Genomic DNA, 25,850 nt, shown 5'->3' with positions numbered 1-25,850 from the left:
GGTTTGTATCCCCAGCGCAAGATACCATAAAGTCTACAAACGGCGGCTGCGATCCGCTTGTGCGATCGCGTCGGGCAGCTCCACCTCGTGGCCGACGATCAGTACCTTGAACAACTCGCCCATTTCGCTCGGCGCCACCAGCTTATGAACCGCTTTCGACTGTGGCAAATAACGCACGACATCGTTGGGATCCGTACGCATCAGCAGGTCACCGATGCCGCAACCGAGCAGGAAGCCGGCCTGGTTCATATAGCCCAGCACCGGCAATCCAGCGTCCTGGGCCGCCAGCGCCATCGCGGTAAACTCGACGTGGGAGGTGATGTCCTGCAGCCCCGGCAAATAAAAGGGATCCGGGTGCGAATGGTGGCGGTAATGGCACATCAATGTGCCGCCGCTGCGCTGGTCGACATAGTATTCGTGGGCCGGGAAGCCGTAATCGAGCAAAATGGCCGCACCCTTGCCGCCCTCGAACATGCTCGCCAGCGAACCCATGAAGCCGCAGGCGACCGGGTGCAGTTCGGTCAGATACCCCTCGGGCAGCGAATCCGCGTCCGGGATCTGGCGCGCCAGCTGGGCCGCCAGGTCCGCGTCGAGTTCGGCCTGGACATACGTAAAACGGCCGTCCTCGATCGTCACCATCTGGCGGCGCCAGCCTTCGGGAGTGTTCAGCACCAGCTCGACCGGCATGGCGTCGAGCACTTCGTTGGCCAGCACCACGCCGCTGAAGGACGCGGGAAAGCCGTCGCGCCACTCGACCTGCGGAAAATCTTTTAACTCCGCCTGCTGGCGGGCGCGCAGTTCTCCGGACAGTTCGATGATGGTGTAGCGCTCCACCTTCACGCCTTCGTCGGCGAGGGCGGTCAGCACGTCGCGCGCCAGCTTGCCGGTGCCGGCGCCGAATTCGATGATGTTGGGCGCGCTTTGGGCGATAATAGCGGCTGCCGCGCGTGCCAGCGCCGCCCCGAACAGGGGCGAGATCTCGGGCGCGGTCGTAAAATCGCCGCTCGCCCCCAGCTTGGCCGCGCCGCCGCTGTAGTAGCCGAGCCGGGGCGCATACAGCGCCAGCTCCATGAAACGAGAGAAGGGAATGGCGCCGCCCGCCTGTTGAATGGCGGTGGCAATTTCCTGTTGCAGGGCATGGGACGCGGCCAGCGCGTCGCTGTCGGGAAGGGGCAGGGACATCCCGGCATTGTAGCCAGATCGGCACGGATCAACAATTTCAGCCAATGCCAAGACTATGACGCACATCACGCCAAGCGCCGGGGACCAGACCAAGGTCGCGCTCGTCACCGGAGCCGGACGCCGCCTCGGCCGCGCGATCGCGCTCGGTCTGGCCGCCGCCGGCTGGGACATCGCCGTCCACTACCGCCACTCGGAACGCGAAGCGAAGGAAACGGCAGACGCGATTCAAGGGCTCGGCCGGCGCGCCGCCCTGCTCCCGGCCGATTTGAGCGATGAGGCGGCAGTACGCGCCCTGCCGGGCCGCGCCGCCGAAGCACTGGGACGGGTAACCTGTGTGGTCAACAATGCTTCGTTGTTCGAATACGACAGCGCCACCACGTTTTCTCCTAGCTTGCTCGCCGCGCATATGAATACGAACCTGGCCGCGCCCCTGCTGCTGGCGCAGGCTTTACATGCGGCGACGCCGGAAAACAGCCAGGCGGTCGTCATCAACCTGCTCGACCAGAAACTGTACAATTTGAACCCGGATTTTTTGTCGTACACGCTGTCGAAAGCGGCGCTCGACGCCGCCACCACCATGCTGGCCCAGGCGCTGGCGCCCCAGGTACGCATCGTCGGCGTCGCGCCCGGCATCACGATGGTGTCGGGCGACCAGAGCGAAGAAGGTTTCAGCAAGGCGCACACCGTCACGCCGCTGGGACGCTCTTCGACCCCCCAGGACATTGCCGACGCCGTCGTCTATGCGGCATCGGCACGCGCGCTCACCGGCACCACCTTGGTGGTCGACGGCGGCCAGCACCTGGTGCCGCTGGCGCGCGATGTGATGTTTCTTACGAATTGAAATAACTTAACAAGGTCTTGCTTATGCTGTCCGCCCTCACCCACCCGAGCTTGCGCGATTGCCGCCGGCTGTTCCTGCGCAACTACGAAGTGATGATCAACATCGGCGTACACGACTTCGAAAAGAAGGGAGAACAGCGCGTCCTGATCAATGTCGACCTGTACATCCCGCTGGCCGAATCGACCCCGACGGCCGACCAGCTCGATGAAGTCGTCGACTACGATTTCATGCGCGAGACCATTGCCCAGCGCATGGCCCAAGGCCACGTTCACCTGCAGGAAACCCTGTGCGACGACGTCGTGCGCGCCATGCTGGCCCACCCGCGCGTGCGCGCCGCGCGCGTCTCGACGATGAAGCCGGACGTGTATCCCGACTGCGAAGGCGTCGGCGTGGAAGTGTTTCAGATTAAGGAAGAAGCATGAGTGCCGTATTGAATGACGTGTCCCCGGAAGGCGCGGACGCGAAGAAACTGGAAAAGATCGCCCACGAGAACAACAAGCTCCATAAACGCCTGTGCCGCCTGGTCGGCCAGGCGATCGGCGATTTCAACATGATCGAAGACGGCGACAAGGTGATGGTCTGCCTGTCCGGCGGCAAGGACAGCTATGCCCTGCTCGACATCCTGATGACGCTGCGCGAGCGCGCGCCGATCCATTTCGATATCGTCGCCGTGAACCTCGACCAGAAGCAGCCGAATTTCCCGGCCGAGGTGCTGCCGGCCTACCTGGATAAACTCGGCGTGGCCTACCACATCGAAAACCAGGACACGTATTCCATCGTCAAGCGCCTGATCCCGGAAGGCAAAACGACCTGCTCGCTGTGCTCGCGCCTGCGCCGCGGCATCCTGTACCGCGTCGCCGACGAACTGGGCTGCAACAAGATCGCCCTCGGCCACCACCGCGACGACATCCTGGAAACCTTCTTCCTGAACATGTTCTTCGGCGGGAAGCTGAAAGGCATGCCGGCCAAGCTGGTGTCGGACGACGGCAAGCACATGGTGATCCGTCCGCTGGCCTACGTCAAAGAAGCGGACACGGAGCGCTACGCGGAAGTGAAAAACTTCCCGATCATTCCGTGCGACCTGTGCGGCTCGCAGGAAAACCTGCAGCGGAAGCAGATCAAGGCCATGCTGCGCGGCTGGGAAAAGACGCATCCGGGGCGTGTCGACAATATCTTCTCGTCGCTCTCGACCGTGGTGCCCTCGCACCTGCAGGACCGGAATCTGTTCGGTTTCATGGACCTGAAAACGGATGGCGTGCCCAATCCGCTGGGCGATATCGCCTTCGACGAAGAGCCGTGCTCGACGCCGGTGGCGAACACGATTTCGCTGACGCAGCTGTAAATCGGCCAGGTTGTAGTAAACACGGCAGCGTGCGCACGCTGCCGTTTTTTTTTGCTCCGCTCAGGCGAGGTCCATGGCGAACAACTGCAGTTCGCGCCTGGTATCCGGCGCCTGGATCATGCGCTCGAAGCGCAGGCCGAGTTTTTCGAGCACGCGAATGGAGGCGCTGTTGTCGGGACGGACGGTGGCAACGATGCGCTTCAATCCCAGTCGTTTCGCATGCGCCAGCACGGCCCTGGCCGCCTCGATGGCGTAACCCTGGCCGCCGTACTGCGGCAGGAAGGCATAGCCGATATCGACATCGTCGAGAAAATCGCGCTTGGCCAGGCCGCAGACGCCGATCGGGCAGCCGTCTTCCGCGCGCTCGACGATATCGAAGCCGAAGCCGAGGCGCGCCACCATCGCCATTGGACCGGTGAGGATGTAATCGCGCGCGCCCTCGAGCGTGCGGATGCCGCGGTCACCGATGTAGCGGTGCCATGCGGGGTCGTTGAGCAGGCCGAGCATGAAGGCGGCGTCCTCCGGCACCATATGGCGCACCCGTAGCCGTTCGGTTTGCAGGACAATCATCGTGGTGGCATCCTTGTGGACAGCGTCGTTTTGTTGCCAGAAAGAATAGCACCAACCATGCCCGGTTCACGCCTGTTTTTGTTCGATTTCATGATGGAGACACCATGCCCCTGTTCGCGCGCCTGTCCGGCGTTTTCGCTCTTGCCCTTGCCCTGCTGGCGCCCTGTGCCGCCAGCGCGGAGCCGTCGATGATTTACCTGGTACGCCATGGCGAAAAGGCGCTCGAGGGCAAGGACCCGGAACTGTCACCGCAGGGCCGCCTGCGCGCGCAGAACATCGCGACGATGCTGGGTAAAACCGGCATCGCGCACATCTTCAGTACAGCAACCCGCCGCACCCGCCAGACCGCGCAGCCGCTGGCGCAGGCGAGCGGCGTGCAAGTGCAGGAATACGATCCGCGCACGCCCAGGGCGCTGGTCGAGAAGGTCAAGGCATTGAGCGGCCCGGTGCTCGTCGTCGGCCACTCGAACACCCTGTCGGAACTGGTACGCCTGTTCGGCGGGCAGCCGGGGCTGGAGATCGCCGACAACGAATACGACCGCCTGTACCAGCTCATTCCCGGCGCCGGCGGCAGCGTGGCGACCGTGCTGTTCACGTCCCCGCCGGCGACCGGTCCCGCGCCCTGAACCTTTTTTACAGGGCGCGCTCCAGGCCGACGCGCAGGCTGGCCATGCCTTCCCAGGTCAGCTCCCGCCTGACGACCGTGCCGCCGGCGTCGCGATACAAGGTTCCCGTCTGGCGGTCGCGGCCCAGGGCATTGGCCACGCTGACGCGGGCGCGCCACTGCGCATCGAGCTTGCGGGTCCAGTACAGGTCGAGCAGCGCGGTCCGGCCGAGATACGTTGCGACACCGTCGTTCGAGCGGCTGGTCGCACTCCCCCGCAGATTCACATTCGCGCCGGCGTCCCAGGCGCCGCCGCGGTAGTCGATGCCGGCGTTCGCCGTGAACGGGACCTGCTCGGCCAGGGTGTTGTCGGGCCCCGGCACATTGCGCACGCGCGACCAGTTGCGGCCCGCGTTCAGGCGCAGCGCAAACGTCCTGTCTCCCAGTTTGACGGGCGATTTCAGATCGAGCTCGATGCCGGCCAGGTCCGCATTGCCATTGTTGATCGGGCGAGAAACCCAGCTGGCGCCGGCCCGGTACAGCTGCTGGGTGGTCACGTCGGAGACGCGCCTGGCGTAGCCGGACAGCGTGGCCGTACCGCCCTTGCCGAGCGGGCGCTCCCAGGCGAGATCGAGCCCCCGGCTCAGTTCCGGACGTAGCGCCGGATTGCCCTCGGCGTCGGGGTTGGCCGGGCCGTTATTGTTGTTGATCGTGTAGCGGCGCGGGACCAGGTCGCGCGTCAACGGCGCCTTGTAGGTGCGCGCCAGCGCCAGGCGCAGCTGATGCTTGTGCGGCAGCTTCCACAGCAGCTGCAGGATCGGGCTGGCCACGCTGCTGCTTGAAGCCACGCGCGCCAGGTCGGCGCCATCGGTACCCGTGCGCAGTCCTTCCCAGCGCAATCCGGCATAGCCTTCGAAGGTCTCGGAGATGGTCCACTCGTCCTGGGCGAACAGCGCCAGGCGCTCGACGCGGGCGGTGTAGTCTTGCCGCCGTTGCTCACCCGGCGCACCCGGCGCGCCGTCGACGGTGTCGTGCTGGTTGCGGTGTTCGCCACGCGTCGTATGGCTGGCGTCCCAGCCGAGGCCCAGGCTGTGTGCGGCGCCGAGCGGCGCCAGGTACTTGCCGTTCAGGCTGGCCGTTTTCTCGTCAGCACCGGAAGCCACGACGCGCGCCAGGCCCGGCCTGCCGTCCGGCCGGGTGCCGAGGAACAGGTAATCGCCGCGGCGCCGGCTGCCGTCGACGACGCCTTTGACGGTCAGCTTGCCGGCCCCCTGCAGGCGGTGCGCCCAGGCCAGGTCGCTGCGCAGGCTGGCGGTCTGCGAGGCGAGCGTGGCGGCACTGCCCGGGTAGGCGGTCGGTGCGCCGAGGAGCGTCTGTTCGGCTTCGACGGTGCCGCCGCGCGCGCGGGTAACACCGGCGAGGGTTTGCCAGGCCAGGGTATCGCCATTTTCGAAAGTCCAGTTCAGGCGCGGCGCGAGGTTGAGGCGATTGGTGCGGGCCAGTCCCGCCGCGAGGAAGCGGCGCGCCGCGATCCTGGTGCTGCCGCTGTCGACCGTCTCCTCGGTGGAGATGCCGTCGATGCCCACGATACGGTCGAAGGTGGCGCCCAGGGTCCAGGCCAGATTGTCATCCTTGCCGCTGGCCTGGGTCGACAGCGATGGGCTCCAGCGGCCGCGCTGGTAGTTGGCGGACACCTTGTCTTCGCGGCGGGCGCCGCCGCTGCGCTTGCGCAGCACGATGTTGATGCTGCCGGCGACCGCCTGGGCGCTGCGGTCGGCCGTGGGGCTACGCGCGATCTCGATGCGCTCGACCAGCTCGGGCGCAATCGAATCGAGCGTAAAACCCTGGGGCACCGGCTCGCCGTCCACCAGGATCTGCGTATAGCCGGTGCCGAGGCCGCGCATGCGCACCTCGCTGCCGACGATGGACACGCCGCCCTGGCGTTTCAGCACGTCGGCCAGGCTGGCGTCGCCATAGGCCGCGATCTCGGTACGCCCGACCACCTGCTTCGCCGCCGCCGAATCCTGCTGCTGCGCCGCGCCCTTGACCTCGACGCGCGCCGGCGCCTCCTGCGCAGCGGCATACGGCAAGGGAGACAGCAACAGCAACAGCGGCAGGCGTTTCATGGCGGTTCGTCGAGGTGTGAGGTAGGCGGCGATTGTAGGGCCGGCGATGCCCCTGGCGCCAGCCATGTGACGAAGCGCCGCCGCCGTGTGACGAGCGCCTGCCATCCGGCATTTTCGCCCTTCCCTGCGCTGCTATACTCGGCGCACCATGAACGAACAACAACGCAAGGACGCGCGCACGATTGTCAACCACATCGCCTTCTGGACGGCGCTGTGCGCGGCCGGGGCGCTCGGCAACTACAGCGACCGGCTGCAACACGGCCGGGCGGCATCGTATCCCGCCCTCCTGCTCGAATGGTGGTCGTGGCACGTGCCCGTGATGGCGCTGAGCAGCGTCCTCGGCCTCGTGCTGCTGCGCCGTCCGGCACTGTTCATGGAGCGCCGCGCCACGCTGGCGATCTACGCCGGCCTGGTGCTCGTGTTCCTGCCGCTCGAATGGTTTTATGTGGGCAGCGTGGGAATCCTGACACGCGGCGACGCGCTCTCGCTGGCCAGCGCCTGGGCCGAACTGGAAGCGATGGGGAAGATGACCTGGTTCACCGAGACGGCGTGGACGACCGGCACCTTCATTGCCATGGTCGCCATCGGCAACCACCGCGAAGCGCGCGCCCGCAGCGAGGCGTTCATAAAAGCCCAGGCGGAAAACCTGAACCTGCACCTGGCTTTGGAACAGCAGCGCATGCTGGCCCTGCGCGCGCAGCTGGAACCCCACTTCATCTTCAATGCCCTGAACGCGATCAGCGCCCTCGTGCGCGCCGGCGACAAGGCCGATGCCCTGGCCGGCATCGGGCGCCTCTCCGACCTGCTGCGCTACGCCTTGTCGGCCACCCAGCGCGAGGGCGTGACCATCGACGAGGAACTCGGCTTCGTGCGCGACTATCTCGCCCTGCAGCGCCTGCGCTATGGCGAGCGCCTGCAGATCCGCATCGACGGCGACGACGACGCGGTGCGCCAGGGCGCATGCCCGCCGCTGCTGCTGCAGCCGCTGATCGAAAACGCGCTGCGCCACGACCTCGACTGTCACGACGGCGCGGGCGACATCCGGCTGTCGTTCGAGCGTACGGCCGATGAGCTCTTGATCCGCGTGATGAATCCGGTGAGCGCCTGGGCTTCGCCGAATCCCGGCACCGGCCTCGGTCTGGCGAATACGCGGGCGCGCCTGGCGCTGGCCGACCCGCGCGCCAGCCTGCGCACCGAAAGCGTGGACGGCACTTTCATGGCCGAGATCAGCCTGCCGCTGGCAGTGGCGGATTGACGCAGGTGGCGCATCGCTACGCCATCGTCGACGACGAAGAGCCGGGCCGCGTGAACCTGCGCCTGGCGATGGAGGCGCACCCCGGCTGGGACCTGGTCTTCGAGGCCGACAGCGCCGCCCGTGCGCGCGAGGCGCTGGCGAACCCGGACACGGCGCGCATCGACCTGCTGTTCCTGGATATCCAGATGCCGCGCGAATCCGGCCTGCTGCTGGCGCGCGAACTGGGACGGATGCGCGAGCCGCCGCTGGTGGTGTTCGTCACCGCCCACAGCGCGCACGCGATCGAGGCTTTCGAGGTGCACGCGCTCGACTATCTGCTGAAACCCCTGGACGATGCGCGCCTGGCGCAGGCGGTGGAGCGGGCCGGCCTGCTGCTGGCCGGACGCCAGCGCGGCGCCTATGGCCAGGCGCTGCGCGCCTATGCGGACGGACCGGCATACCTGGAGCAGATCAGCGTGCGTTCGGTAGGGCGGATCGACCAGGTGCGGGTCGCGGACATCCTGTGGCTCGAGGCGCAGGGGAATTACGTGGCGCTGCATACGGCGGCAGGGTCGCCGCTGCACCGGGTGGCACTGAGCCGGCTGGAAGCGCACCTGAACCCGGGGGAGTTTTTGCGGGTGCACCGCGGGGTGATCGTGCGGCGTGGGCAGGGCGTGGGTTTGTCGATCGTGGGAGACGGCAGTTATCTGCTGCGGCTGCGCTGCGGCGCCGAGGTGCCGGTGAGCGAACGGTATGTGGGCGCGGTGCGGGAGTTGTTACGGTCGTAACGCGTGGGCTCGAGAGCCCACCCTACGATGCGCCACTGTCTCGATTCGGTGACGCGGCGGTGGTGTAACGTAGGGTGGGCACTTGTGCCCACGCGGATACGCCCTTTACGGGGCCACGTTCGTGCGCAGCACTGGATACAAATTCAAGCGCTCGTCCCACGACGCATGGCGGCGCGCGAAAAACTCCAGGCGCGCGTGGGCGCTTTTCGCAAAGGCCGGATCGCTCTCCACGCGGCGCCTGAATTCGGCGGCCAGCGCCGGATCGGCCGCCATCTGCTCGCGCGCGACGTCTTCGGCGACATACTCTTCCATGTATTCCTTCGGCTCGAAGGCATTGTTGAACATGCCCCAGGCCAGCAGCGAGTCCGGCGCCTGCGGTTCCAGCATCGCCATCACCAGTCTCGCCTTCGGCTGCGCGATCGGCACGAACAGCGCGCCCTTGCCGACGCTGCGGGCTTCCGATTTCCAGCTGCCCTCGACCGTCAGGCGCTGGTGCGATTCGAAGGATTTCGTACCGAAGCTCGCCTTGTCGGCGCGGAAGGTCTCGGTGCTGAAACGCTCGAGCGGCTTGCCCAGCTTGCGGTAGACGATGCCGTGCAGATTCAGCTTCGCCGCCACCATCGACGCGTGCGCGGCCGGCACGATATAACCGGCGCGCGGCGCCGCCACTTCCAGGTCGGCGACGACCTCGTCACGCAGGGGCACGCGCCAGACCTGCGGCTTGCTTTCGTCGTAGCGCGTCATCAGGATGCCCGAGACATCCGATGGCGTGCGCGTGTATTCATAACCGTTGAAGTCGACCATCTTCGGCTTGTCGAGCGTCTTGTAGCTCAGCGCCACCGGCGTGCCGGCCAGGCGGGCGGCGCGGACGTCGGCCGCGGCGGCGGCGATCTGCCATTGTTTGCCGTTCTTCGCCACCTGCTCGAGCACCGAGATCACGCTGTTGTGGGTGATGCGCACGCGCGTCGGATAGTCCTTCCACGAATGCGTTTCGACCAGCATCGCCATGCGGTTACGCAGCGGGAAGTAGCCGGTCGAGAAGCGCGGGTCGGAGACGCCGTCGACGAAACCCGATTGCGGATCGTCCGTTTTGGCGAACGACATGTAATACGACTGCGGCGTGGAACCCTGTTTCGTGATGTCGGCGATGACGTTCTCGCGCAGCGCCAGGCCGGCCTTGCGGAACGCGGGATCGGCCGAGTACACGGGCTCGACCTGGATCGAGACGTCGTGCTGGAACTTGGCGCCGTCGGTTACGTGCAGGTCGACATAGGTCAGCGGGTCCCAGGCGTTCACCAGCGCCAGCATGGCCTGCATCTCGGGAGAATCGGCCTTCACGTAGTCGCGGTTCAGATTGAAATTCTGGGCCGTGGTGCGCCAGCCCATCTCGACCGGGCCGCGCTGGTTGGGGCGGTTCCACTGCTGGAAGCGTTCGTGGCCGTCGACGTTGAAGACGGGGACGAACAGCAGCACCTGCCGGTCGAGGGAATGCGTGGCGAGGCGCCCTTCCAGGATTTCGCGCAGCGCCAGGAAGCCGGCGTCCTTGCCGTCGATTTCACCGGCGTGGATGCCGCCCTGGATCAGGGTGACGGGCAGCCCTTTTTTTACAGCCGCCTGCGGGGTGAACGCGCCGCTGCGGGTAGCGACCAGTGCCAGCATCGGACGGTCTTCCGGCGTGCGGCCGAACTCGATGCAGCGGACTTCCTTCGGATAGGCTTTCGCAAAGGCTGCGCACAGTGTCACCACTTCGTCGTAGCGGCCCGTGGACTGGAAGCCGGAGCGCTCCGAGACGGTGCTCAGGTCGGGCGCGGCCGCCGCCTTGGCAGCGTGAGTCAGGGGCGCGGTGGCCAGTAGGGCAAGCAGTAACGCAGAACGAATCATCGGTGAAGCTCCGGCAGGTTGGAATGGGGGCAAAGCGGAAAATTATAGTCGGGTTTGCCCCCTCGCAGACGAGCGCTTTGCACCTGAAAAAAAAGCGCCACCCGAAGGTGGCGCCTTGTCTGTATGGATGGCAGCGCCGCGCGCCGCGCCCATGTTTAACGGGGCCGCACGTGGATCGCGATCTGCGACGCTCGCGAGCGCACCGGGACCTGCGCCGACAAGGCCATCGCCTGCGCCGAGCTGCGCGCCTGCGGCGCACAGACGCCGGTGGCGCGGTAGCTCAGTGCGCTCGCCAGCAGCGCCTCGTCGGTGCTGCCCAGGTCGTGCGCCAGGTCGTCGGCCACGGTGCAGGTCGGGGTGATGCCGCCGGCGTAGTCACCAAAACCCTTCGCGTTCACGCCCTGGAACTCGACCGAGAAATAGGTCGTGCCGCAGTTCGGCACCGGCGTGAAGCCATACGGCTTGCCGCAGGTCGTGGCGCCGATCACGTTCACCTGGACGTCGACGCCGCGCAGGCCGTTGATCACTGCTTCGCTGGCCGAGCAGCTGCCCGAGGTGGTCAGCACCGTGACCCGGCTCAGCGCCAGCGTCGGCAACACCGTCCCCTTTGCCACCGTGCCGGTACCGGCCGGGAAGCCGTAGGCCTTCGAATCGAAGCGGATGATCTGGGGCGTTTGCTTCGCTTCGATCTTGTCGTTGTACTGCAGGCGTTCAAATACCTTGCCCTCGGTCGCCGGTCCGGCAATCATGTAGGCCAACTCGCTGGCGATGTTCAGCAAGCCGCCGCCGTTGTAGCGCAGGTCCAGCACCAGATCGGAGACGCCGGCCGTTTTCAGGGTCGTGATCGCGTCGATCAGCTGGCGCTCGGACACCGCGTTATGGCTCTCGAAGCTCAGGTAGCCGACCTTGCCGGTCGGGGTGTCGATGACCCGGGTGAACTTCACCGGCGCCACCGTGACGTCCTGCGCCTGCATGGTCGCCACGATGTCGGCGCCGGCGCGCCGGAAGGTGAGGCTGTGCGACTGGCCGACCGTCTCCGGGAACAGGCCGGCATTGATCTTGTCGACCGATGGCTTGTCGGAGGCGTTGATGAAGTCGACGCCGTCGATATTGGTCAGCACGTCGCCGCGGCGCAGGCCGGCAATGGCAGCCGGCGAACCCGGTTCGACCAGCGCCACCGTCCAGTTGCGCGGCGCGGTCGGGCCGCCGCTGCTCCAGGTGATGCCATAGCCGAGCTCGATACCGGAATTGGTCAGCTTGTCCCACTCGGCGGACGGGTAGGTGAAGTGGTACATGTCCTTGTCGCGCGGGGACATCAGCTTCTCGAAATAGTCGACCGGATTGGTGAAGTCCGCCATTTTGAAATTGGTCGGGATCTCGTTGTACCAGAGGTAGTACTGGTTCGACCAGGCGCGCAAAAACGTCAGCTCGTCGCGCAGCGTGCCCTGCGTGTCCGGGTAGGGTTTATTGGTGTACGGATCGATGCCGGTGCGCGGCTTGGCGCACTTGTTCCAGTAGGTGTCGAAGGCTTCGCCCAGGGTCGCGAGGTCCGGGTCCGCCGCGCTATTGTTGGGCGTCGTGCTCACCGGCGTGTTGCTGAGCGCACCGGTGCTGCCGCCGCCACCGCCGCAGGCGGCAAGCGTCAACGCGGCCGCAAGGCCGGCGCACAACAGGCGGAGCGAAGCGGTCAGGCGACCGTGTTGGATTCTCGATGTCATAAGATATATTTGGCGAGCAAGGTTCGATAGGAAAGAGTAATAAGAAGAGTAAGACAGGCGTGGCGCTTTGAGAAGAGCTCGCACTCTTCGTTTCAAAGTTTTTTTTGAGTAACTATCGCTACTATGAAACGAAAACGCCAGGCCGGGTGGTGAACCGGGCCTGGCGCAGGGGCTGGCTTGAGGGCAATCAGGCCGCGTGGGTGATTCCTGCCGGATTGTGGAAAGCCGACAACAGCTGGGCTTCCTTCTGCTTCGCTGCCGCCAGGTGGCGTTCCTTCACGTGGCCGTAACCGCGGATGTCTTCCGGGATGCTGGCGATCGCCACGGCTTGCGCCAGGTTTTCAACCGACAGCTTCGGCAGCAGTGCGGACACGGTCGCGCGGTACTGCCCGATCAGGGCGCGCTCGGTCTTGCGCTCGGCGGAATAGCCGAACACGTCGAACGGGGTGCCGCGCAGTCCCTTCAGTCTGGCCAGCACGCCGAAGGCACTCATCATCCACGACCCGTATTCCTTCTTGATCGCGCGGCCTTCCTTGTCGTGCTTGGCCAGGAGCGGCGGCGCCAGGTGGTATTTGATGCGGATGTCGCCTTCGAACATGTTCGCGATCTTTTCCTTGAAGGCCGGGTCGGTGTGCAGGCGCGCCACTTCGTACTCGTCCTTATACGCCATCAGCTTGTAAAAATAGCGGGCCACGGCTTCGGTCAGGCGGGTGCCTTTGCCCAGTTTCGCTTCCTCGGCGCGCACCTGGTCGACAAACGCCTTGTACTGGGCTGCATAGCCGGCGTTCTGGTAAGCGGTCAGGAGTTCGACGCGGCGATTCACCAGCTCATCGAGGGTCTGGGTGCGCTTGAATTCCACGACCTTGGCCGGGGTCGTCAGCTTTTTCACCGAAGCCAGGTCGTGGGCGGCGGTGCGGCCCCAATTGAACGCGGCTTTGTTGAACGGCACCGAGACGCCATTCAGCTCGATCGCCTTCAGCAGCGAGCTTTCCAGCAGCGGCACATGGCCCTTCTGGAAGGCGTAGCCGAGCATGAACATGTTGGTCGCAATCGCGTCGCCCATCAGGGCGGTGGCGATCTGGCCGGCGTCGACGAAGTCGACATTGTCCGCGCCGCAGGCTTGCAGGATGGCGCCGCGCGAACCTTCGGCCGGGAATTGCCAGTCCGGGTTTTTCACGAACGCAGCGGTCGTCGCGCCGGTCGAGTTCACCGCGGCCCAGGTGCGGCCCTCTCCCATGCGGGACAGCGCATCGCGGCTGGCGACGACGATCTGGTCGCAGCCGATGACGAGGTCCGCGCTACCGGTACCGACGCGGGTCGAGTGCAGGTCCGCTTGATGCCGGGCCAGGCGCACGTGCGACATCACCGGGCCGCCCTTCTGGGCCAGGCCGCTCTGGTCGAGCACGATGGCACCCTTGCCCTCGACGTGGGCGGCGACGGCCAGGATCTGGCCGACGGTGACGACACCGGTGCCGCCGACGCCGGCGACCAGGATGCCGAACGGGTTGTCGATCTGCGGAATCCGCGGTTCAGGCAGGCTTGGGGGCGCCTTGTCCGTGGCGACGGCCGCCTTCTTCGGCTTTTTCAGGCCGCCGCCTTCGACCGTCACGAAGGACGGGCAGAAACCGGAGACGCACGAGAAATCCTTGTTGCAGGAGGACTGGTTGATCTGGCGCTTGCGGCCCAGTTCCGTTTCCAGCGGCTCGACCGACAGGCAGTTCGACTGCACCGAGCAGTCGCCGCAGCCTTCGCACACGGCCTCGTTGATGACGGCGCGTTTGGCAGGGTCGGGGAACTCGCCTTTTTTCCGGCGGCGGCGTTTTTCGGAGGCACAGGTCTGGTCGTAGATCACGGCGGTCACGCCCGGCAGCTCGCGCAGTTCTTTTTGCACGTCCATCAGCTCGGAGCGGTGGCGCACGGTGACGCCGGCGGCCCAGGCGTAGTCGCTCGGGTATTTTTCCGGTTCGTCGGTGACGACGATGATCGGGCCGACGCCTTCGGCGGCGATCTGGCGGCTGATCATGCCCGGATCGAGCGGACCGTCGACATTCTGGCCGCCGGTCATGGCGACCGCGTCGTTGTACAGGATTTTATAGGTGATATTGACCTTGGCGGCGACGGCCGCGCGGATCGCCAGGATGCCCGAGTGGAAATAGGTGCCGTCGCCCAGGTTCACGAACACGTGCTTTTCGCTGGTGAACGGCGACTGGCCGATCCAGGTCGTGCCCTCGGCGCCCATGTGCGTAAAGGTGGAGGTTTCGCGGTCCATCCACAGCACCATGTAGTGGCAGCCGATGCCGGCCATGGCGCGCGAGCCTTCCGGCACCTTGGTCGAACTGTTGTGCGGGCAGCCCGAGCAGAAATACGGGATGCGGTCGGTTTCCGGATTGGCCTTCGCCGGAATATTCTTCAGCACCAGCTCTTTCGCCTCGAGGAAGGCGATGCGTTCCTTCACGCGCTCGGCGACCGGGTGGCCGGCGCAGTAGTGCGAGATGCGCGAAGCGATCGCGCGCGCAATTTGCGCCGGGTTCAGCTCATAGGTCGCGGGCAGCAGCCAGTCGCCGTGGCCGCTGCGGTTTTTATTGTGCCACTCGCCGGTGTCGTCGAATTTGCCGACCACGCGCGGACGCTCGGAATCCGGCAGGTTGTATAACTCTTCCTTCAGCGCGTATTCCATCACCTGGCGCTTTTCTTCGACCACCAGGATTTCGTCGAGACCGCGCGCGAATTCGTGCACGCCTTCGGATTCGAGCGGCCAGGTCATGCCGACTTTATACAGGCGCAGGCCGATGTCGCGTGCCGCCTCTTCGTCGATGCCGAGGTCGGCCAGCGCCTGGCGCGTGTCGACATAGCTTTTACCGGCGGTGATGATGCCGATCTTCGGTTGCGGGCTGTCCCAGATGATTTGATTGAGTTTGTTCGCACGGGCATAGGCCAGCGCCGCATACCATTTATGGTTGTTCATCCGGACTTCCTGGTCCAGCACGGCGTCCGGCCAGCGGATGTTCAGGCCGTCTGCCGGCAGTTCGAAGTCGGTCGGCAGCGTGATCTGGACGCGGTCCGGGTCGAGGTCGACCACGGCGCCCGATTCGATGATGTCGGTGACGCACTTCATCGACACCCACAGGCCCGTGTAGCGGCTCATCGCCCAGGCGTGCAGGCCGTAATCGATGTATTCCTGCACGGACGAGGGATACAGCACCGGGATGCCGCAGGCCGTCAGGATGTGGTCCGACTGGTGGGCAGTGGACGAGGATTTCGCCGCGTGGTCGTCGCCGGCCAGCAGCAGCACGCCGCCGTGCTTCGCGCTACCGGCGTTGTTGCCATGCTTAAAAACGTCGCCGCAACGGTCGACGCCCGGCCCCTTGCCGTACCACATGGCGAACACGCCGTCGTAATTCGCGTCCTTGTACAAATTCGTTTGCTGGGTGCCCCAGACGGCGGTCGCCGCCAGGTCTTCGTTCATGCCCGGATGGAATTTGACGTGGTGGGCGTCCAGGTGCTTCTTTGCCTTCATCGCGGTCTGGTCGACGGCGGTGACGGGCGAGCCGCGGTAGCCCGTGATGTAGCCGGCCGTGTTCAGGCCATTCTTGAGGTCGCGTTCGCGCTGCAGCATCGGCAGGCGGATCAGGGCTTGGGTGCCGGTCATGAAGGCGCGGCCGCGCTCGAGCGTCCACTTGTCGTCGAGCGTGATCTCGTGCTCCGGACCTGCCGGTTCCAGCTGGGAGCGGTCGAGGGGTGCGTTCATTGGTTTGTCTCCGTTGGGGTGAGCGCGCTTGTTGTTATTGTTCGCGCGGCGACGGAGTTGTCTCCTCCGTAATTGAGCGTCAGTATAGTCTTGTGCCCTCGGCATTAAATACCAATCAATTCCCCCCAACTCCCCAATTGCGCAATAAAATTGCGGCTCTGGTCAGCTCATGGGGAATTTATGTCAAAGGTAGAATTGGACAAAACCGATCGCAAGATCCTGGAGATCCTGCAGGCCGACGGCCGCCTGTCGAACCAGGATGTGGCCGAGCGCGTGAACCTGTCGCCTTCTCCCTGCCTGCGCCGCATCAAGCGCCTCGAAGAAGCCGGGGTCATCCGCCAGTACGTGGCGCTGGTCGACCCGGACCGCATCGGTCTCGGGCTGCTGGCCTATGTCAACGTGCGCCTGGAAAAGCACAGTGAGGGGCCAGCCAACTCGCGCGTGCCGGCCACCTCCCCGCGCTTCGAGTTCGCGCAGGCGGTGGCCGCCTGGCCGGAAGTGGTGGCCTGCTATGCGATGACGGGAGACATGGATTTCCTGCTGCGGGTCCACGTGGAAGACATGGACCATTTTTCGCGCTTCATGATGGCGACCTTGTTGCGCCATCCATCGGTGCTGGATGTGAAGTCGAGTTTTGCGCTGCAGAGGATCAAGGAGACGACGGCCTTGCCGATTGGCGAAACGCCGCGTTGATCCGGGAGGCCTGCCCTAGCGCTTCCAGGGCATGAACCACTTCATCGCCGCGCGGGCGTTGGCTTTCACCGTGTAATCGATCGATGCAAACTGTTCTTCCAGCGCTTCGCGCATCACGCTGCCGGGACTGGGCGGCGGTAAATGGAGGTAGGCGTCCGCCTCGCCATATTCCCGCTTGATTTCCATGCCCGCCTTCTTCGCGATGTGCATCATCGTGCGGTTGCTCGACAAACACTGCATATACAGGGTGTCGATGTCGTTGTTGCGGCAGTGGATCGCGGCGCGTTCGAACAGGCGCGAACCGACACCCTGCCCGCGCGCCGATTTCGATACCGAGACGCCGAATTCGGCCACGCGCGCCTTGCCGGTGCTGGCTTTGCGGCCCGGTTCGGGCGGAGCAAACGCCAGGTGGCCGACGCCGACCAGCTGGAACCCTCGGCTGACGACGCCGAACACGATGTCGCGCTTGAAATCGATTTTATTGACATAGGCGTGGATTTGCTCGTCCGGCAACCTGGTGCCGAAGCGCAGCAGGCGGTCGGCGTCGTCAAGTCCCATGAAATGCTTGAGCATGCGGCGGCGGTCGCGCCGGCCGAGCGCCTTGACCAGCACCGACGGACGCGCGCTGGTGCCCGCCAGGCTGGCAAACCAGTTGCTTATCGAATTGTCAGGCATGGGGGAATTGGTCCGTTTTGTGCACTGCACCATTGGCGTCATTGTAGCGGAATGGCGCCGAGTCCGCCTCAAGCGTACGTGCGGGGATCAGGCCCCGCCGGGCGCGGCCTCGCCCGCCCAGTGCGCATTGGGGCTGATAATAAACGTTCCCTTGCCGGCCTGCTTGGCGGCGTACATCGCCTTGTCGGCGTCGGCCAGCAGGGCGGCCGCGCCCCATTCTGCCCCGGCACGTCCGCGCGCGCTGGCAATCCCGATGCTGGCCGAAATCGAGACCGGGTTGCCGTCGGCCTCCTTGATGCCTTCGATCTGGTCGAGCACCAGGCGCGCGACGCGCAGGGCGCCCTCGGGCGAATTGACGCCTTCGAGCATGACCACGAATTCGTCGCCGCCCAGGCGCGCCAGGATGTCCTCGGCGCGCAGCACTTTCTGCACGCGGCGCGCCACCAGCTGCAGCACCAGGTCGCCGGTGGCGTGGCCCCAGGTGTCGTTCACGCCTTTAAAACCGTCGAGGTCGATGAACATCGCCACCACCACGCTGTCGCGGCGCGCAGCGCGCACCAGCGCCAGTTCCAGCAGACGGGTCAGCTGGCCGTAGTTGACCAGGCCGGTCAGGCTGTCGTGCTGGGCCAGGCGCGCCAGCTTGGCCGATTGCGCTTCCAGCTCGGCGGTGCGCTCGGCGACGCGGTGCTCCAGGGTGTCGTTGGCCGCCGTCAGGCGCCGGTTGACGTCGTTGATGATGCGGTAGCTGCGGCGTAAGCGCCAGCCGGCATAGGCGAGCAGTCCCAGCAGCAGGATCGAATACGCGAACAGGAAGCCGCGGTAGCGCTGGCGCTCGAGCACTTCGGCCTGGAACGAGCGGTCGAGTTCGCGGCCCAGGCGCGCCATCGCCTCGCCCGTGTCGAGCGCGGCGATCTGGGTTTCGATCTCGTTTTCGCGCGGGCGGTTGGCCAGGATGACGCGGGTATCGCGCGCCAGGGCGTCGATCTGCTCGTTCACGGCCAGCGAAAAGCGCTCCTTCTGCGCTTCGATCTGGGCCAGGCTCGCTTCGATGCGGTGCGCCAGCCCCGGATTCGGCATCAGGTTGTAGCGTAGCGTGTCGGCCAGTAAATCGTTGAGCAGCAGGTCCAGGCGCACCACCAGGCGGCCCGGCGCGAGCGCGCCTTCGATACCGCCGAGTTCCGTTTTCAGGTCGACCAATGCCGGCGGCAGCGACAGCAGGGCTGCGCGCAGCGGCGGGTTCAGGGTGCGGAACTGTGTCACCAGGGCGGCCTTCCTGCGCAGGGAGGCTTCCAGGGCCACGTGGGCCTGGCGCGCAGCGCGCCCGCGCGTCATCGGCAGCGCCTCGCCCAGGCGCGCCGTCAGCTCCTCGATCTGCGGCAGCGGCGCCGCCAATTGCGCATCGGCGACGTTGCTGCCGATGTGGGCGCGCAGCAGGTTCGTGTCCCAGGCGGCGTCGATCTGCTGCAATTCGTGCAGGTCGAACATCACCCGGTTCTGGGTGTCGACATCGACGCCCGTGGTGCGGGTGTAGAGAAAGGCGAGCAAGGCGACCAGCGCCAGCGCCGCCGTCACGCCATATCTCAGGCGCTGGCGCGGTCCCATTGTTTCCAGGCGATGCATCAGCACCGCGAAGACCCTGTCCGTCTGCTGTAACAATCTGCTCATGCTGCGAGCATAACAAAACTGCCTTGTCCACCACCGCACATGGTACGTCTTGTAACAATTGGAGCCGGCGTCTCAGGGCCAGAGGCGCGCAAAAATCCAGCCGTTCATCGCGGCATTGAAAGCGGCGTGGGCGGCAATCGCCGGCAGGATCGAGTCGCTGCGACGGCGCAGCCAGGCGAACATGAGCGACAGCGCGAACATTTGCGCCACCCACAAGGCGCCCGAGACCGGCAGCAGCCGGTACCCGGCGGCGCTCGCCACGATGCCGTGGTGGCACAGGTGCACCAGCGCGAACAGGCTCGCTTCCATCACGGTCGCCCTGGTACGGCCGTGGCGGTCTTCGAGCACCTTTTGCAGGAAGCCGCGAAAAAAGATCTCTTCGCCGACAGGACTGAACAGGCAAGCGGCGATCGTGAAGGTGAGGTGCAGGCGCAGCAGGCTCCAGCCCTGCGTGGGTTGCAGCTGGTAGCTGCGCGCGATGCTGACGAACCAGTTGTCGGGCCCGGTGCCATACAGGCTTGCGCCGAGCAGGTGGCAGACGCTGGCCGTCAGCGCGCCGAGCAGCAGGCCGAGTGCCAGCCAACCGGCATGGCGCGGGGCCTGCAGGCCGATCTGGCGCCGCCCGGCGCGGCCCAGCACCACCCAGGGCAAGGCCGTCATCGCGAGGAAGCTGGTCACGATCAGCGGGCGCCAGCTGCCCGGGCCGAACATGGCGACGGCGCGCACGACGATCGCCGTCAGCACGAAGGCAAGGGTCAGGCCGGCGATGCCGAACGGGACTGCGCGCCAGAAGGGTTTGACGTCGATTCGCTGCATGGGCTGGGCCGGCGGGTGGGGAAACCCGACTATATGAGGATGGGGTAGCGGCGTCCAGTCATGGTGCATGGGGAGCTTGCGCCCCCACGCCTGCGGCGCCGCCGATCCACTGCGCCACCGCGGCAACGCGCGCACGGTGCACGGCTGCGGGAATCTGCGCCTTGTCGGGGCCGCAGCGCGCCGCCACTTCACCCGCGTTCACGGCGCGTGCCGCCGCCAGCGCCGCTTCCAGGAACGGCCGCTGTGGCCAGGCGGCGTCGCCCTGGCCGCCCGCAACGCACTCGCTTGCCAGCAGCATGTCGGCGAAGCGCTCCGGCTTGCGAAAGCCATCGCAGCGCTCGAACAGGGCCACGATGGTGTCGGCGCCAAGTTCGAAGGCGCGTACGACATGGTCGTGCTCGCGCGCCGTCATCAATGCGAGATCGCGGCAATCGTTCGGCACTTTCAAGCGCTTGCAGACGGCGTGGATCAAGGTGCCGTCCGTGCCGAGATCGTGCATGAGGGCCGCGAAGCGCACCGCCAGCGCGTAGCCCTGCCTGGCCGCGTCATCGATCACCCGCATCATGCGGACACCGGTGTCCGCTTCCACACCCCATACGGCGTCGAGTTCCGGCATGATGCGCGCCAGCGCGCCGCAGTCGCGCAGCACCGCCAGCATGCGCGAGGGGTGGTTTTCCATCAGGCCGCGCGCCAGCTCCTGCCAGACGCGCTCGGGCACGAGGGCATCGACCTCGCCCTCTTCCACCATTTTTCGCATCAGGGACAAGGTTTCTTCGGCTACCGTAAACTCCGGAAAGCGCGCCGCGAAACGCGCCAGGCGCAGGATGCGCACCGGGTCTTCGGCAAAGGCCGGGGAGACGTGGCGGAAGATGCGCGCGTCCAGGTCGCGCCGGCCGCCGTAGGGGTCGACGATGCTGCCGTCCTCGGCGCGCGCCATGGCGTTGATGGTGAGATCGCGCCGGACCAGGTCGTCCTCCAGGGTGACCTCGGGCGAAGTGTGGAACACGAAGCCGTGGTAGCCGGGCGCGGTTTTTCTCTCGGTACGGGCGAGTGCGTACTCTTCCTGGGTGTCCGGGTGTAAAAATACAGGAAAATCCTTGCCGACCGGACGAAAGCCGGCCGCCAGCATGTCGTCCGGGGTAGCGCCGACGACGACGTGGTCATGGTCCTGCACGGGCAAGCCAAGCAGCGCGTCGCGCACGGCGCCGCCGACCACATAGGTCTGCATCGTCATGCGCGCGGCAGGTCGGCGTCGTGCAGCGGCGTCGCGTCGGTTTCCGCCATTGCCTCAGCCACCCAGCGCGCCACGGCCGGATGCTTCAACATGCGCTCACAGTATCCCTGCAGCGCCGGCGCCAGTGCCACGCCATAGGTTTTGAAGCGCATCACGACCGGCGCATAGAAGGCGTCGGCGATCGAGAATTCGCCGAACAGGAAGCCGCGGTGGCCGAAGCGGGATAAACACTCTTCCCAGATCTCGCAGATGCGGCCGATGTCGGCCTGGGCGCCCGGCGTGCGTCCGCGGCCGGGCAGATGCGCCTGGATATTCATCGACATGTCGTTGCGCAGGGAGCTAAAACCCGAGTGCATCTCGCAGACGATCGAACGCGCCAGCGCACGCGCGGCCACGTCCTGCGGCCACAGGTGCTTGTCCGGGAACTGCTCGGCCAGGTATTCGCAGATGGCGAGGCTGTCCCAGATCGTCATCTCGCCGGCCAGCAGCACGGGCACGCGGCCGGCGTGGGAATACGCGGCGATCTTTGCCGCGGTGTCGGGCTGGTCCAACAGCAGGCGCACTTCGGTGAACGGAATGTTGAACGCGACTGCCGCCACCCAGGGCCGCATCGACCAGGACGAAATGTTCTTGTTGCCGATGACGAGCGTCAGGCCGGGCTTGCGCGCATTGTCGAGCGTATTCGAGAGGGTCGGGTCGAGTTCCGTGGTCTGCATGGCGTTCCTGGTAAAAAGGCGGTGAGGGTTCAACGAAGAGCGCCTGACAAAAGCTTCAGGGCAAGGCGCACCGTCGAAGACAGTACGATTGTACGGCGAGACGGTGCAACGCAGCCATGGCGCTTTTGTCAGGCGCTCTAGCGTCCGGCGCGGGTGCGCAGGCGATCGAGCGGTTCGCCCGGCGCCAGGTAGTGCGGCGCGACCACTTCGAGCGGGGTCAGCTTGATTCCGAGCGAGGCCGCTGTCAAGTCCCCGATGGCCGGATCGACCACGTTGTCGACGCTCATCGAATCGAGGTTGTCGCGCGTGAGGATCGGCTCGCCCGGCAGCAGCTCGAAGAAGCCGGCCTGCATCCGCGCCAGCATCGGGGGCAGCTCGATGATGGGACGTTCGCAGCCGGCATAGCGTCCGCTCAGCCGCACCAGTTCGGCCAGCGTATAGATGTTCGGTCCGCCCAGCTGGTAGACCTGGTGGCTGGCGTGCGGGTCGCGCAATGCGTGCAGCCAGGCGGTGGCGACGTCGCCCACGTACACCGGCTGGAAAGCGGCCGAGGCGCAGGCCAGCGGCACCACCGGCACATGCCGCTGGAGTTTGGCGAACATGGTCAAAAAATGGTCGCCGGGGCCGAACACGACCGAAGGCCGGAAAATGGTCGCCGCTACCTCCGGGCGACTGCGCGCGGCCAGTTCGCCGTCGGCTTTCGAGCGGCTGTACATCGAGGGGCCGTCGATGTTCGCGCCGAGCGCACTCATGTGCAGGTAGCGCGGCACGTTCATCACCGCGCAAGCCTCGACGATGCGCCGCGGCAGGTCGACGTGGGCACGCCGGAATTCGGGACCGTAGGGGTGCGCGCGGCTGGCGTGCAGGATGCCGACCAGGTTGATGACAGCCGTCTTTCCCTCGAGCAAGCGACGCAGGGTGGCGTCATCGTGGATGTTCGCTTCGACCACGTCGACGCCCGGCAGGGTCGTCAGGTGGCGCGCACGTTCGAAGTGGCGCGTCGGCACCAGGGCCGGGATGCTTTCCTGCGCCAGCAGCGCCAGCAGGTGACTGCCGATGAAACCGGAACCGCCAAATACCACCACATTCGGGTCGCGCATGGGGTCCTCGAGAAGTGAAGTGTAGGCATCATGATAAACCCGCGCGCGGCAGATTTATACAAGCTTCATCACGGCAGTCCCGCGCCCCCGCTTCGTGGCGTGATCGTGCCCAGTCGCGCCTTGAGCGACTGCGGGCGTTTCTCGAACAGGGCCGCGTAATTGGTAGCGTTCGACATTACATTGCGTACATAGGTCCGGGTTTCGGAGAAGGGAATCGACTCGACGAACACCGCCCCTTCCATCGGGGCGTCGAGCAGTCCGCGCCAGGTGCGCGAACGGGCCGGCCCGGCGTTATAGGCGGCCGTCGCCAGCACCTGGGAGCCGCCGTTATTTTCGAGCACCATGTTCATGTAGTTGGCGCCGAGCGTGATATTCGTGCGCAGGTCGCTGAGCATGCCGTGCACGAAATCGGTCAATCCGATCTTGGCCGCCACCCATTTGCCGGTGGCCGGCATCACCTGCATCAGGCCGGAGGCGCCGACACCCGAGCGGGCGTCGCTGATGAAACGCGATTCCTGGCGGATCAGGCCGTAGACCCAGGCGGTGTCGAGCGACAGGTTTTTCGCGGTCGGCTGCAGGATCTCGTTGTGCGGCGCCGGGAAGCGCTGGTTGTAGTCGAGTTCGGTCCTGGTGCGCAGCGAAGTCTCGACCATGCGGTCGAGCAGGTCGTTGCGGCGCGCATACTCGGCCGCGGCGAGCAGCTGGCGCTCGTTCATCGAACGCGTCGCCCAGTTCCATTCGCGGTTGCCTTCCGGACGCAGGCGCAGTTCATAGAATTTCATCGCCTGGCGCACGGCCGGCAACTGCGCCACCTGGTTGACCTCGAAGGGCGTGACCGGCGCCGCGCTCGGCGGAATCGTCACCAGTTCTCCCAGCTCCTCCATCGCCAGCTGGCCATAAAAATTGTTCTGGGTGGCGATGCGGCGGTACAGGGCGTCGGCATCCTCGCGCCGGCCCTGCTGGGCGTAGGCGCGGCCCAGCCAGTAGACCCAGCCGGACTCGTCGCGCAAGGGAGAAGGCATGGCGTCGATGGTGGCGGCGACCTGCTTCCAGTCGCCGCGGCGCAGGGCGATGCGGGCTTTCCATTCGCGCTGAAAATTGGTCAGGGGCGCGCCTTCGGCACGCTGCCAGTACTCGTAGGCTTCCGGCGCCAGCACGAGCGAGGCGGCCAGCGCCACGTTCGCCCAGCCGATCGCACGCTCCTCGCTACTCAGCTTGCTGCTGTTCTTGTCGAGGGCGACGGTGGCCAGTTTCAGGCTCGTTCTCGCCATGCGGCCCAGGGCGACCAGGTAGATTTCGTGCTCGGCGCGGGTGGTGCCGATGCCGCGCGCCATGGCCACCGCCGGCACGTCGACCGCTTGCGCGGCGCGCGTGTCGGACGCGCCCACCAGCTGCGCGATGCGGCGCGAGGGGCCGGTGGCCGTCATCTCTCCCGCCAGGCGCAGTTGCGCCAGCAGTTCGTCCTGGCTCAACTGGCCGGTCTGCGCCAGTTGCGCCATCAGGGCCGCGCAGCCTTCGCCATAGGCCGGCGGATTGACCAGCAAGGTGCGCGCTTCGTCGACCACCCGTTCGCCGTGCGCGGCGCGCGCCAGCAAGGCGTAGCAGCGTACCTGTACGTCGTCGCTGCGCGCCGCTTGCGCCAATTCCCGGTCAAAATTGTTCCAGTCGCGCGCACGCCCGAGTTCGAGCAGCCAGTCGGTGCGCAGGCGGTCGGCGACCGCCGTGCCCTGGTGGCGCAGCAGGACGGCGCGGATTTCGTCCGCGCTCGCCTCGCGCAGGCGCGGTTTGAGACGATAATAGTCGACGTAGGAAGCCAGTACGTAGTTGGGCAGGCGCGACGCGAGCGCATTGGCGCGCGCGCTGTCGTTCTGGCGCGCCGCTTCGCGCAGCAACAGGAAAGTGTCGTCCTCGGCGCGCGAAACCTCGTTGACGGGCGCAGCGCCCGGCGCCGCAGGAACGCTGGTGGCGCCCGGTACCGGCGGCACCGTGGGCACAGTCGCCGGGGGCGCCTCGGCCAGGACGGAGGCACTGGCTGCGGCAAGGACGGCGCCGGCTAAGAAATTCTTCGGAAGCAAAAACACGAATGACAACCCTTCATCGAACCATGACCGGCAAATCAAGAATACCATGCGCATCCATTGCGCGACCAGCACACAAGCCTGCCGTAACGGGGCCCGATGGGGGGGAGCGGCCTGCTGTCGGCGCCCCTGCCGCGAGTGGGGAACAGGCCTGCGACCCTGCCCGCGAAGCGACCTGCGCGGCCGCGCAAAAAGATGCGCCAAAACAACAAACAGCGGTTGCCGCACCCGCAGCCGACGACGCGGGCGGGGACGCCAAGGCGGCCAAGACTGCCTTGCGCCGCCATCTGAAGGCCGAGCGCGCCAGCCTCGACGGCGCCGGCAAGCGTGAGCGCGACCGCCGCATCGGGGACCAGGTGCTGGCCTGGTGGCGCCGCACGCGCCCGCCCCTGCTGGCCGTCTACTGGCCCCTGAGCGGAGAGCCGGATCTGAGCGAGACCTATGCCCGGCTGGCGCAAGAAGGCGCGGCGCTGGCCCTGCCGGTCGTGCTCAAACGCCACGCCGCGCTCGCGTTTGCCGCCTGGACGCCGGGCGAGGCGATGGAGGTCGACACCATGGGCATCGCCGTGCCGGCCGGCTTGCGCACCGTGGCGCGGCCGCCGGCGCTGCTCGTGCCCTGCCTCGGTTTCAACGAACAGGGTTACCGGCTCGGCTATGGCGGCGGCTTTTATGACCGCACGCTGGCCGCGCCGCCGCACCCGTTCACGCTGGGCATCGCATACGCGTGCCAGCAGGCGCAATTCGCCGCGGATGAGCACGATGTCCCGCTCGACACGGTGATTACGGAGCACACGGAACTGGTTTGAAGCGCGCCTTCGCCATCGCTGCCCGATCGGCAT

General features: G+C 66.2%; 21 protein-coding genes. 8 read left to right on the top strand and 13 right to left on the bottom strand.

Features of this window, described 5'->3' with window-relative positions:
• Window positions 1-33 precede the first annotated feature (33 nt).
• Entirely contained in the window at window positions 34-1,182 is a 1,149-nt protein-coding gene (locus LPB04_RS07280; RefSeq protein WP_193688055.1) for a class I SAM-dependent methyltransferase, read from the bottom strand.
• A gap of 55 nt (window positions 1,183-1,237) precedes the next feature.
• On the opposite strand from LPB04_RS07280, the gene LPB04_RS07275 reads away from it, so the two are divergent.
• The 3 genes from LPB04_RS07275 to ttcA are packed head-to-tail and all read left to right on the top strand — an operon-like array spanning window position 1,238 to window position 3,365.
• Window positions 1,238-2,023: an SDR family oxidoreductase gene (locus LPB04_RS07275; RefSeq protein WP_193688054.1), complete on the top strand. Its 786-nt coding sequence runs from the start codon at window positions 1,238-1,240 to the stop codon at window positions 2,021-2,023.
• 23 nt (window positions 2,024-2,046) lie between these two features.
• A complete protein-coding gene (locus LPB04_RS07270) occupies window positions 2,047-2,445 on the top strand; it encodes a dihydroneopterin aldolase (RefSeq protein WP_193688053.1) in 399 nt (132 codons plus the stop codon).
• The gene (gene ttcA, locus LPB04_RS07265; RefSeq protein WP_193688052.1) at window positions 2,442-3,365 is read left to right on the top strand and encodes a tRNA 2-thiocytidine(32) synthetase TtcA; all 924 of its coding nucleotides are present in this window, start codon (window positions 2,442-2,444) and stop codon (window positions 3,363-3,365) included. Before LPB04_RS07270 ends, ttcA begins: the two co-directional genes overlap by 4 nt.
• Before the next feature lie 60 nt (window positions 3,366-3,425).
• On the opposite strand, the gene LPB04_RS07260 is transcribed toward ttcA, so the two are convergent.
• Window positions 3,426-3,935, bottom strand: a complete 510-nt coding sequence (locus LPB04_RS07260) for a GNAT family N-acetyltransferase (protein WP_193688051.1) — start codon at window positions 3,933-3,935, stop codon at window positions 3,426-3,428.
• A gap of 104 nt (window positions 3,936-4,039) precedes the next feature.
• On the opposite strand from LPB04_RS07260, the gene LPB04_RS07255 reads away from it, so the two are divergent.
• Entirely contained in the window at window positions 4,040-4,561 is a 522-nt protein-coding gene (locus LPB04_RS07255) for a SixA phosphatase family protein (RefSeq protein ID WP_193688050.1), read from the top strand.
• A gap of 7 nt (window positions 4,562-4,568) precedes the next feature.
• On the opposite strand, the gene LPB04_RS07250 is transcribed toward LPB04_RS07255, so the two are convergent.
• Window positions 4,569-6,665, bottom strand: a complete 2,097-nt coding sequence (locus tag LPB04_RS07250; RefSeq protein WP_193688049.1) for a TonB-dependent receptor plug domain-containing protein — start codon at window positions 6,663-6,665, stop codon at window positions 4,569-4,571.
• Between the two features lie 148 nt (window positions 6,666-6,813).
• On the opposite strand from LPB04_RS07250, the gene LPB04_RS07245 reads away from it, so the two are divergent.
• The gene (locus tag LPB04_RS07245; RefSeq protein WP_193688048.1) at window positions 6,814-7,920 is read left to right on the top strand and encodes a sensor histidine kinase; all 1,107 of its coding nucleotides are present in this window, start codon (window positions 6,814-6,816) and stop codon (window positions 7,918-7,920) included.
• 5 nt (window positions 7,921-7,925) lie between these two features.
• Entirely contained in the window at window positions 7,926-8,687 is a 762-nt protein-coding gene (locus LPB04_RS07240; RefSeq protein ID WP_193688047.1) for a LytR/AlgR family response regulator transcription factor, read from the top strand.
• A 105-nt stretch (window positions 8,688-8,792) separates the two neighbouring features.
• Here LPB04_RS07240 and LPB04_RS07235 read toward each other — a convergent pair whose 3' ends face one another.
• The 3 genes from LPB04_RS07235 to LPB04_RS07225 all read right to left on the bottom strand — a co-directional run bounded on the left by LPB04_RS07235 (window position 8,793) and on the right by LPB04_RS07225 (window position 16,034).
• Window positions 8,793-10,568 carry a M14 family metallopeptidase gene (locus tag LPB04_RS07235; RefSeq protein WP_193688046.1) on the bottom strand — a complete coding sequence of 592 codons (1,776 nt, stop codon included), beginning with the start codon at window positions 10,566-10,568 and terminating at the stop codon, window positions 8,793-8,795.
• Window positions 10,569-10,723: 155 nt separating this feature from the next.
• Window positions 10,724-12,286, bottom strand: a complete 1,563-nt coding sequence (locus LPB04_RS07230; protein WP_193688045.1) for a S41 family peptidase — start codon at window positions 12,284-12,286, stop codon at window positions 10,724-10,726.
• A gap of 187 nt (window positions 12,287-12,473) precedes the next feature.
• Window positions 12,474-16,034, bottom strand: coding sequence for an indolepyruvate ferredoxin oxidoreductase family protein (locus LPB04_RS07225; protein ID WP_193688044.1), 3,561 nt, complete (start codon window positions 16,032-16,034; stop codon window positions 12,474-12,476).
• Between the two features lie 180 nt (window positions 16,035-16,214).
• On the opposite strand from LPB04_RS07225, the gene LPB04_RS07220 reads away from it, so the two are divergent.
• A complete protein-coding gene (locus LPB04_RS07220) occupies window positions 16,215-16,727 on the top strand; it encodes an Lrp/AsnC family transcriptional regulator (RefSeq protein ID WP_193688043.1) in 513 nt (170 codons plus the stop codon).
• A 15-nt stretch (window positions 16,728-16,742) separates the two neighbouring features.
• Here LPB04_RS07220 and LPB04_RS07215 read toward each other — a convergent pair whose 3' ends face one another.
• From LPB04_RS07215 to LPB04_RS07185, 7 genes are all read right to left on the bottom strand, one after another.
• Window positions 16,743-17,402: a GNAT family N-acetyltransferase gene (locus LPB04_RS07215; RefSeq protein WP_193688042.1), complete on the bottom strand. Its 660-nt coding sequence runs from the start codon at window positions 17,400-17,402 to the stop codon at window positions 16,743-16,745.
• A gap of 87 nt (window positions 17,403-17,489) precedes the next feature.
• Window positions 17,490-19,067, bottom strand: coding sequence for a DAHL domain-containing protein (locus LPB04_RS07210; RefSeq protein WP_227496649.1), 1,578 nt, complete (start codon window positions 19,065-19,067; stop codon window positions 17,490-17,492).
• Window positions 19,068-19,139: 72 nt separating this feature from the next.
• Complete coding sequence (locus LPB04_RS07205) at window positions 19,140-19,883, bottom strand: CPBP family intramembrane glutamic endopeptidase (protein ID WP_193688041.1); 744 nt, start codon at window positions 19,881-19,883, stop codon at window positions 19,140-19,142.
• A 58-nt stretch (window positions 19,884-19,941) separates the two neighbouring features.
• A complete protein-coding gene (locus LPB04_RS07200) occupies window positions 19,942-21,111 on the bottom strand; it encodes a multifunctional CCA addition/repair protein (RefSeq protein WP_193688882.1) in 1,170 nt (389 codons plus the stop codon).
• 2 nt (window positions 21,112-21,113) lie between these two features.
• Window positions 21,114-21,833: a glutathione S-transferase family protein gene (locus LPB04_RS07195; RefSeq protein ID WP_193688040.1), complete on the bottom strand. Its 720-nt coding sequence runs from the start codon at window positions 21,831-21,833 to the stop codon at window positions 21,114-21,116.
• A 137-nt stretch (window positions 21,834-21,970) separates the two neighbouring features.
• Window positions 21,971-22,933, bottom strand: a complete 963-nt coding sequence (locus tag LPB04_RS07190) for a complex I NDUFA9 subunit family protein (protein ID WP_193688039.1) — start codon at window positions 22,931-22,933, stop codon at window positions 21,971-21,973.
• Between the two features lie 68 nt (window positions 22,934-23,001).
• On the bottom strand, window positions 23,002-25,008 hold the full coding sequence (locus LPB04_RS07185; RefSeq protein WP_407943896.1) for a lytic transglycosylase domain-containing protein: 2,007 nt from the start codon (window positions 25,006-25,008) through the stop codon (window positions 23,002-23,004).
• 278 nt (window positions 25,009-25,286) lie between these two features.
• On the opposite strand from LPB04_RS07185, the gene LPB04_RS07180 reads away from it, so the two are divergent.
• On the top strand, window positions 25,287-25,817 hold the full coding sequence (locus LPB04_RS07180; protein ID WP_227496647.1) for a 5-formyltetrahydrofolate cyclo-ligase: 531 nt from the start codon (window positions 25,287-25,289) through the stop codon (window positions 25,815-25,817).
• Window positions 25,818-25,850: the final 33 nt, after the last annotated feature.

Source organism: Massilia litorea (genome assembly GCF_015101885.1).
Classification (GTDB): domain Bacteria; phylum Pseudomonadota; class Gammaproteobacteria; order Burkholderiales; family Burkholderiaceae_D; genus Telluria; species Telluria litorea.
This window is presented reverse-complemented; position numbering and strand designations above follow the sequence as displayed.

What these genes read in the sequence shown, in the direction of transcription:
- LPB04_RS07190 (WP_193688039.1), bottom strand. Translation starts at nt 22,933, where the DNA reads ATGCGCGACCCGAATGTGGTGGTATTTGGCGGTTCCGGTTTCATCGGC.
- LPB04_RS07255 (WP_193688050.1), top strand. Translation starts at nt 4,040, where the DNA reads ATGCCCCTGTTCGCGCGCCTGTCCGGCGTTTTCGCTCTTGCCCTTGCC.
- LPB04_RS07230 (WP_193688045.1), bottom strand. Translation starts at nt 12,286, where the DNA reads ATGACATCGAGAATCCAACACGGTCGCCTGACCGCTTCGCTCCGCCTG.
- LPB04_RS07225 (WP_193688044.1), bottom strand. Translation starts at nt 16,034, where the DNA reads ATGAACGCACCCCTCGACCGCTCCCAGCTGGAACCGGCAGGTCCGGAG.
- ttcA (WP_193688052.1), top strand. Translation starts at nt 2,442, where the DNA reads ATGAGTGCCGTATTGAATGACGTGTCCCCGGAAGGCGCGGACGCGAAG.
- LPB04_RS07200 (WP_193688882.1), bottom strand. Translation starts at nt 21,111, where the DNA reads ATGCAGACCTATGTGGTCGGCGGCGCCGTGCGCGACGCGCTGCTTGGC.
- LPB04_RS07245 (WP_193688048.1), top strand. Translation starts at nt 6,814, where the DNA reads ATGAACGAACAACAACGCAAGGACGCGCGCACGATTGTCAACCACATC.
- LPB04_RS07270 (WP_193688053.1), top strand. Translation starts at nt 2,047, where the DNA reads ATGCTGTCCGCCCTCACCCACCCGAGCTTGCGCGATTGCCGCCGGCTG.
- LPB04_RS07195 (WP_193688040.1), bottom strand. Translation starts at nt 21,833, where the DNA reads ATGCAGACCACGGAACTCGACCCGACCCTCTCGAATACGCTCGACAAT.
- LPB04_RS07280 (WP_193688055.1), bottom strand. Translation starts at nt 1,182, where the DNA reads ATGTCCCTGCCCCTTCCCGACAGCGACGCGCTGGCCGCGTCCCATGCC.
- LPB04_RS07210 (WP_227496649.1), bottom strand. Translation starts at nt 19,067, where the DNA reads ATGAGCAGATTGTTACAGCAGACGGACAGGGTCTTCGCGGTGCTGATG.
- LPB04_RS07250 (WP_193688049.1), bottom strand. Translation starts at nt 6,665, where the DNA reads ATGAAACGCCTGCCGCTGTTGCTGTTGCTGTCTCCCTTGCCGTATGCC.
- LPB04_RS07275 (WP_193688054.1), top strand. Translation starts at nt 1,238, where the DNA reads ATGACGCACATCACGCCAAGCGCCGGGGACCAGACCAAGGTCGCGCTC.
- LPB04_RS07235 (WP_193688046.1), bottom strand. Translation starts at nt 10,568, where the DNA reads ATGATTCGTTCTGCGTTACTGCTTGCCCTACTGGCCACCGCGCCCCTG.
- LPB04_RS07220 (WP_193688043.1), top strand. Translation starts at nt 16,215, where the DNA reads ATGTCAAAGGTAGAATTGGACAAAACCGATCGCAAGATCCTGGAGATC.
- LPB04_RS07215 (WP_193688042.1), bottom strand. Translation starts at nt 17,402, where the DNA reads ATGCCTGACAATTCGATAAGCAACTGGTTTGCCAGCCTGGCGGGCACC.
- LPB04_RS07260 (WP_193688051.1), bottom strand. Translation starts at nt 3,935, where the DNA reads ATGATTGTCCTGCAAACCGAACGGCTACGGGTGCGCCATATGGTGCCG.
- LPB04_RS07205 (WP_193688041.1), bottom strand. Translation starts at nt 19,883, where the DNA reads ATGCAGCGAATCGACGTCAAACCCTTCTGGCGCGCAGTCCCGTTCGGC.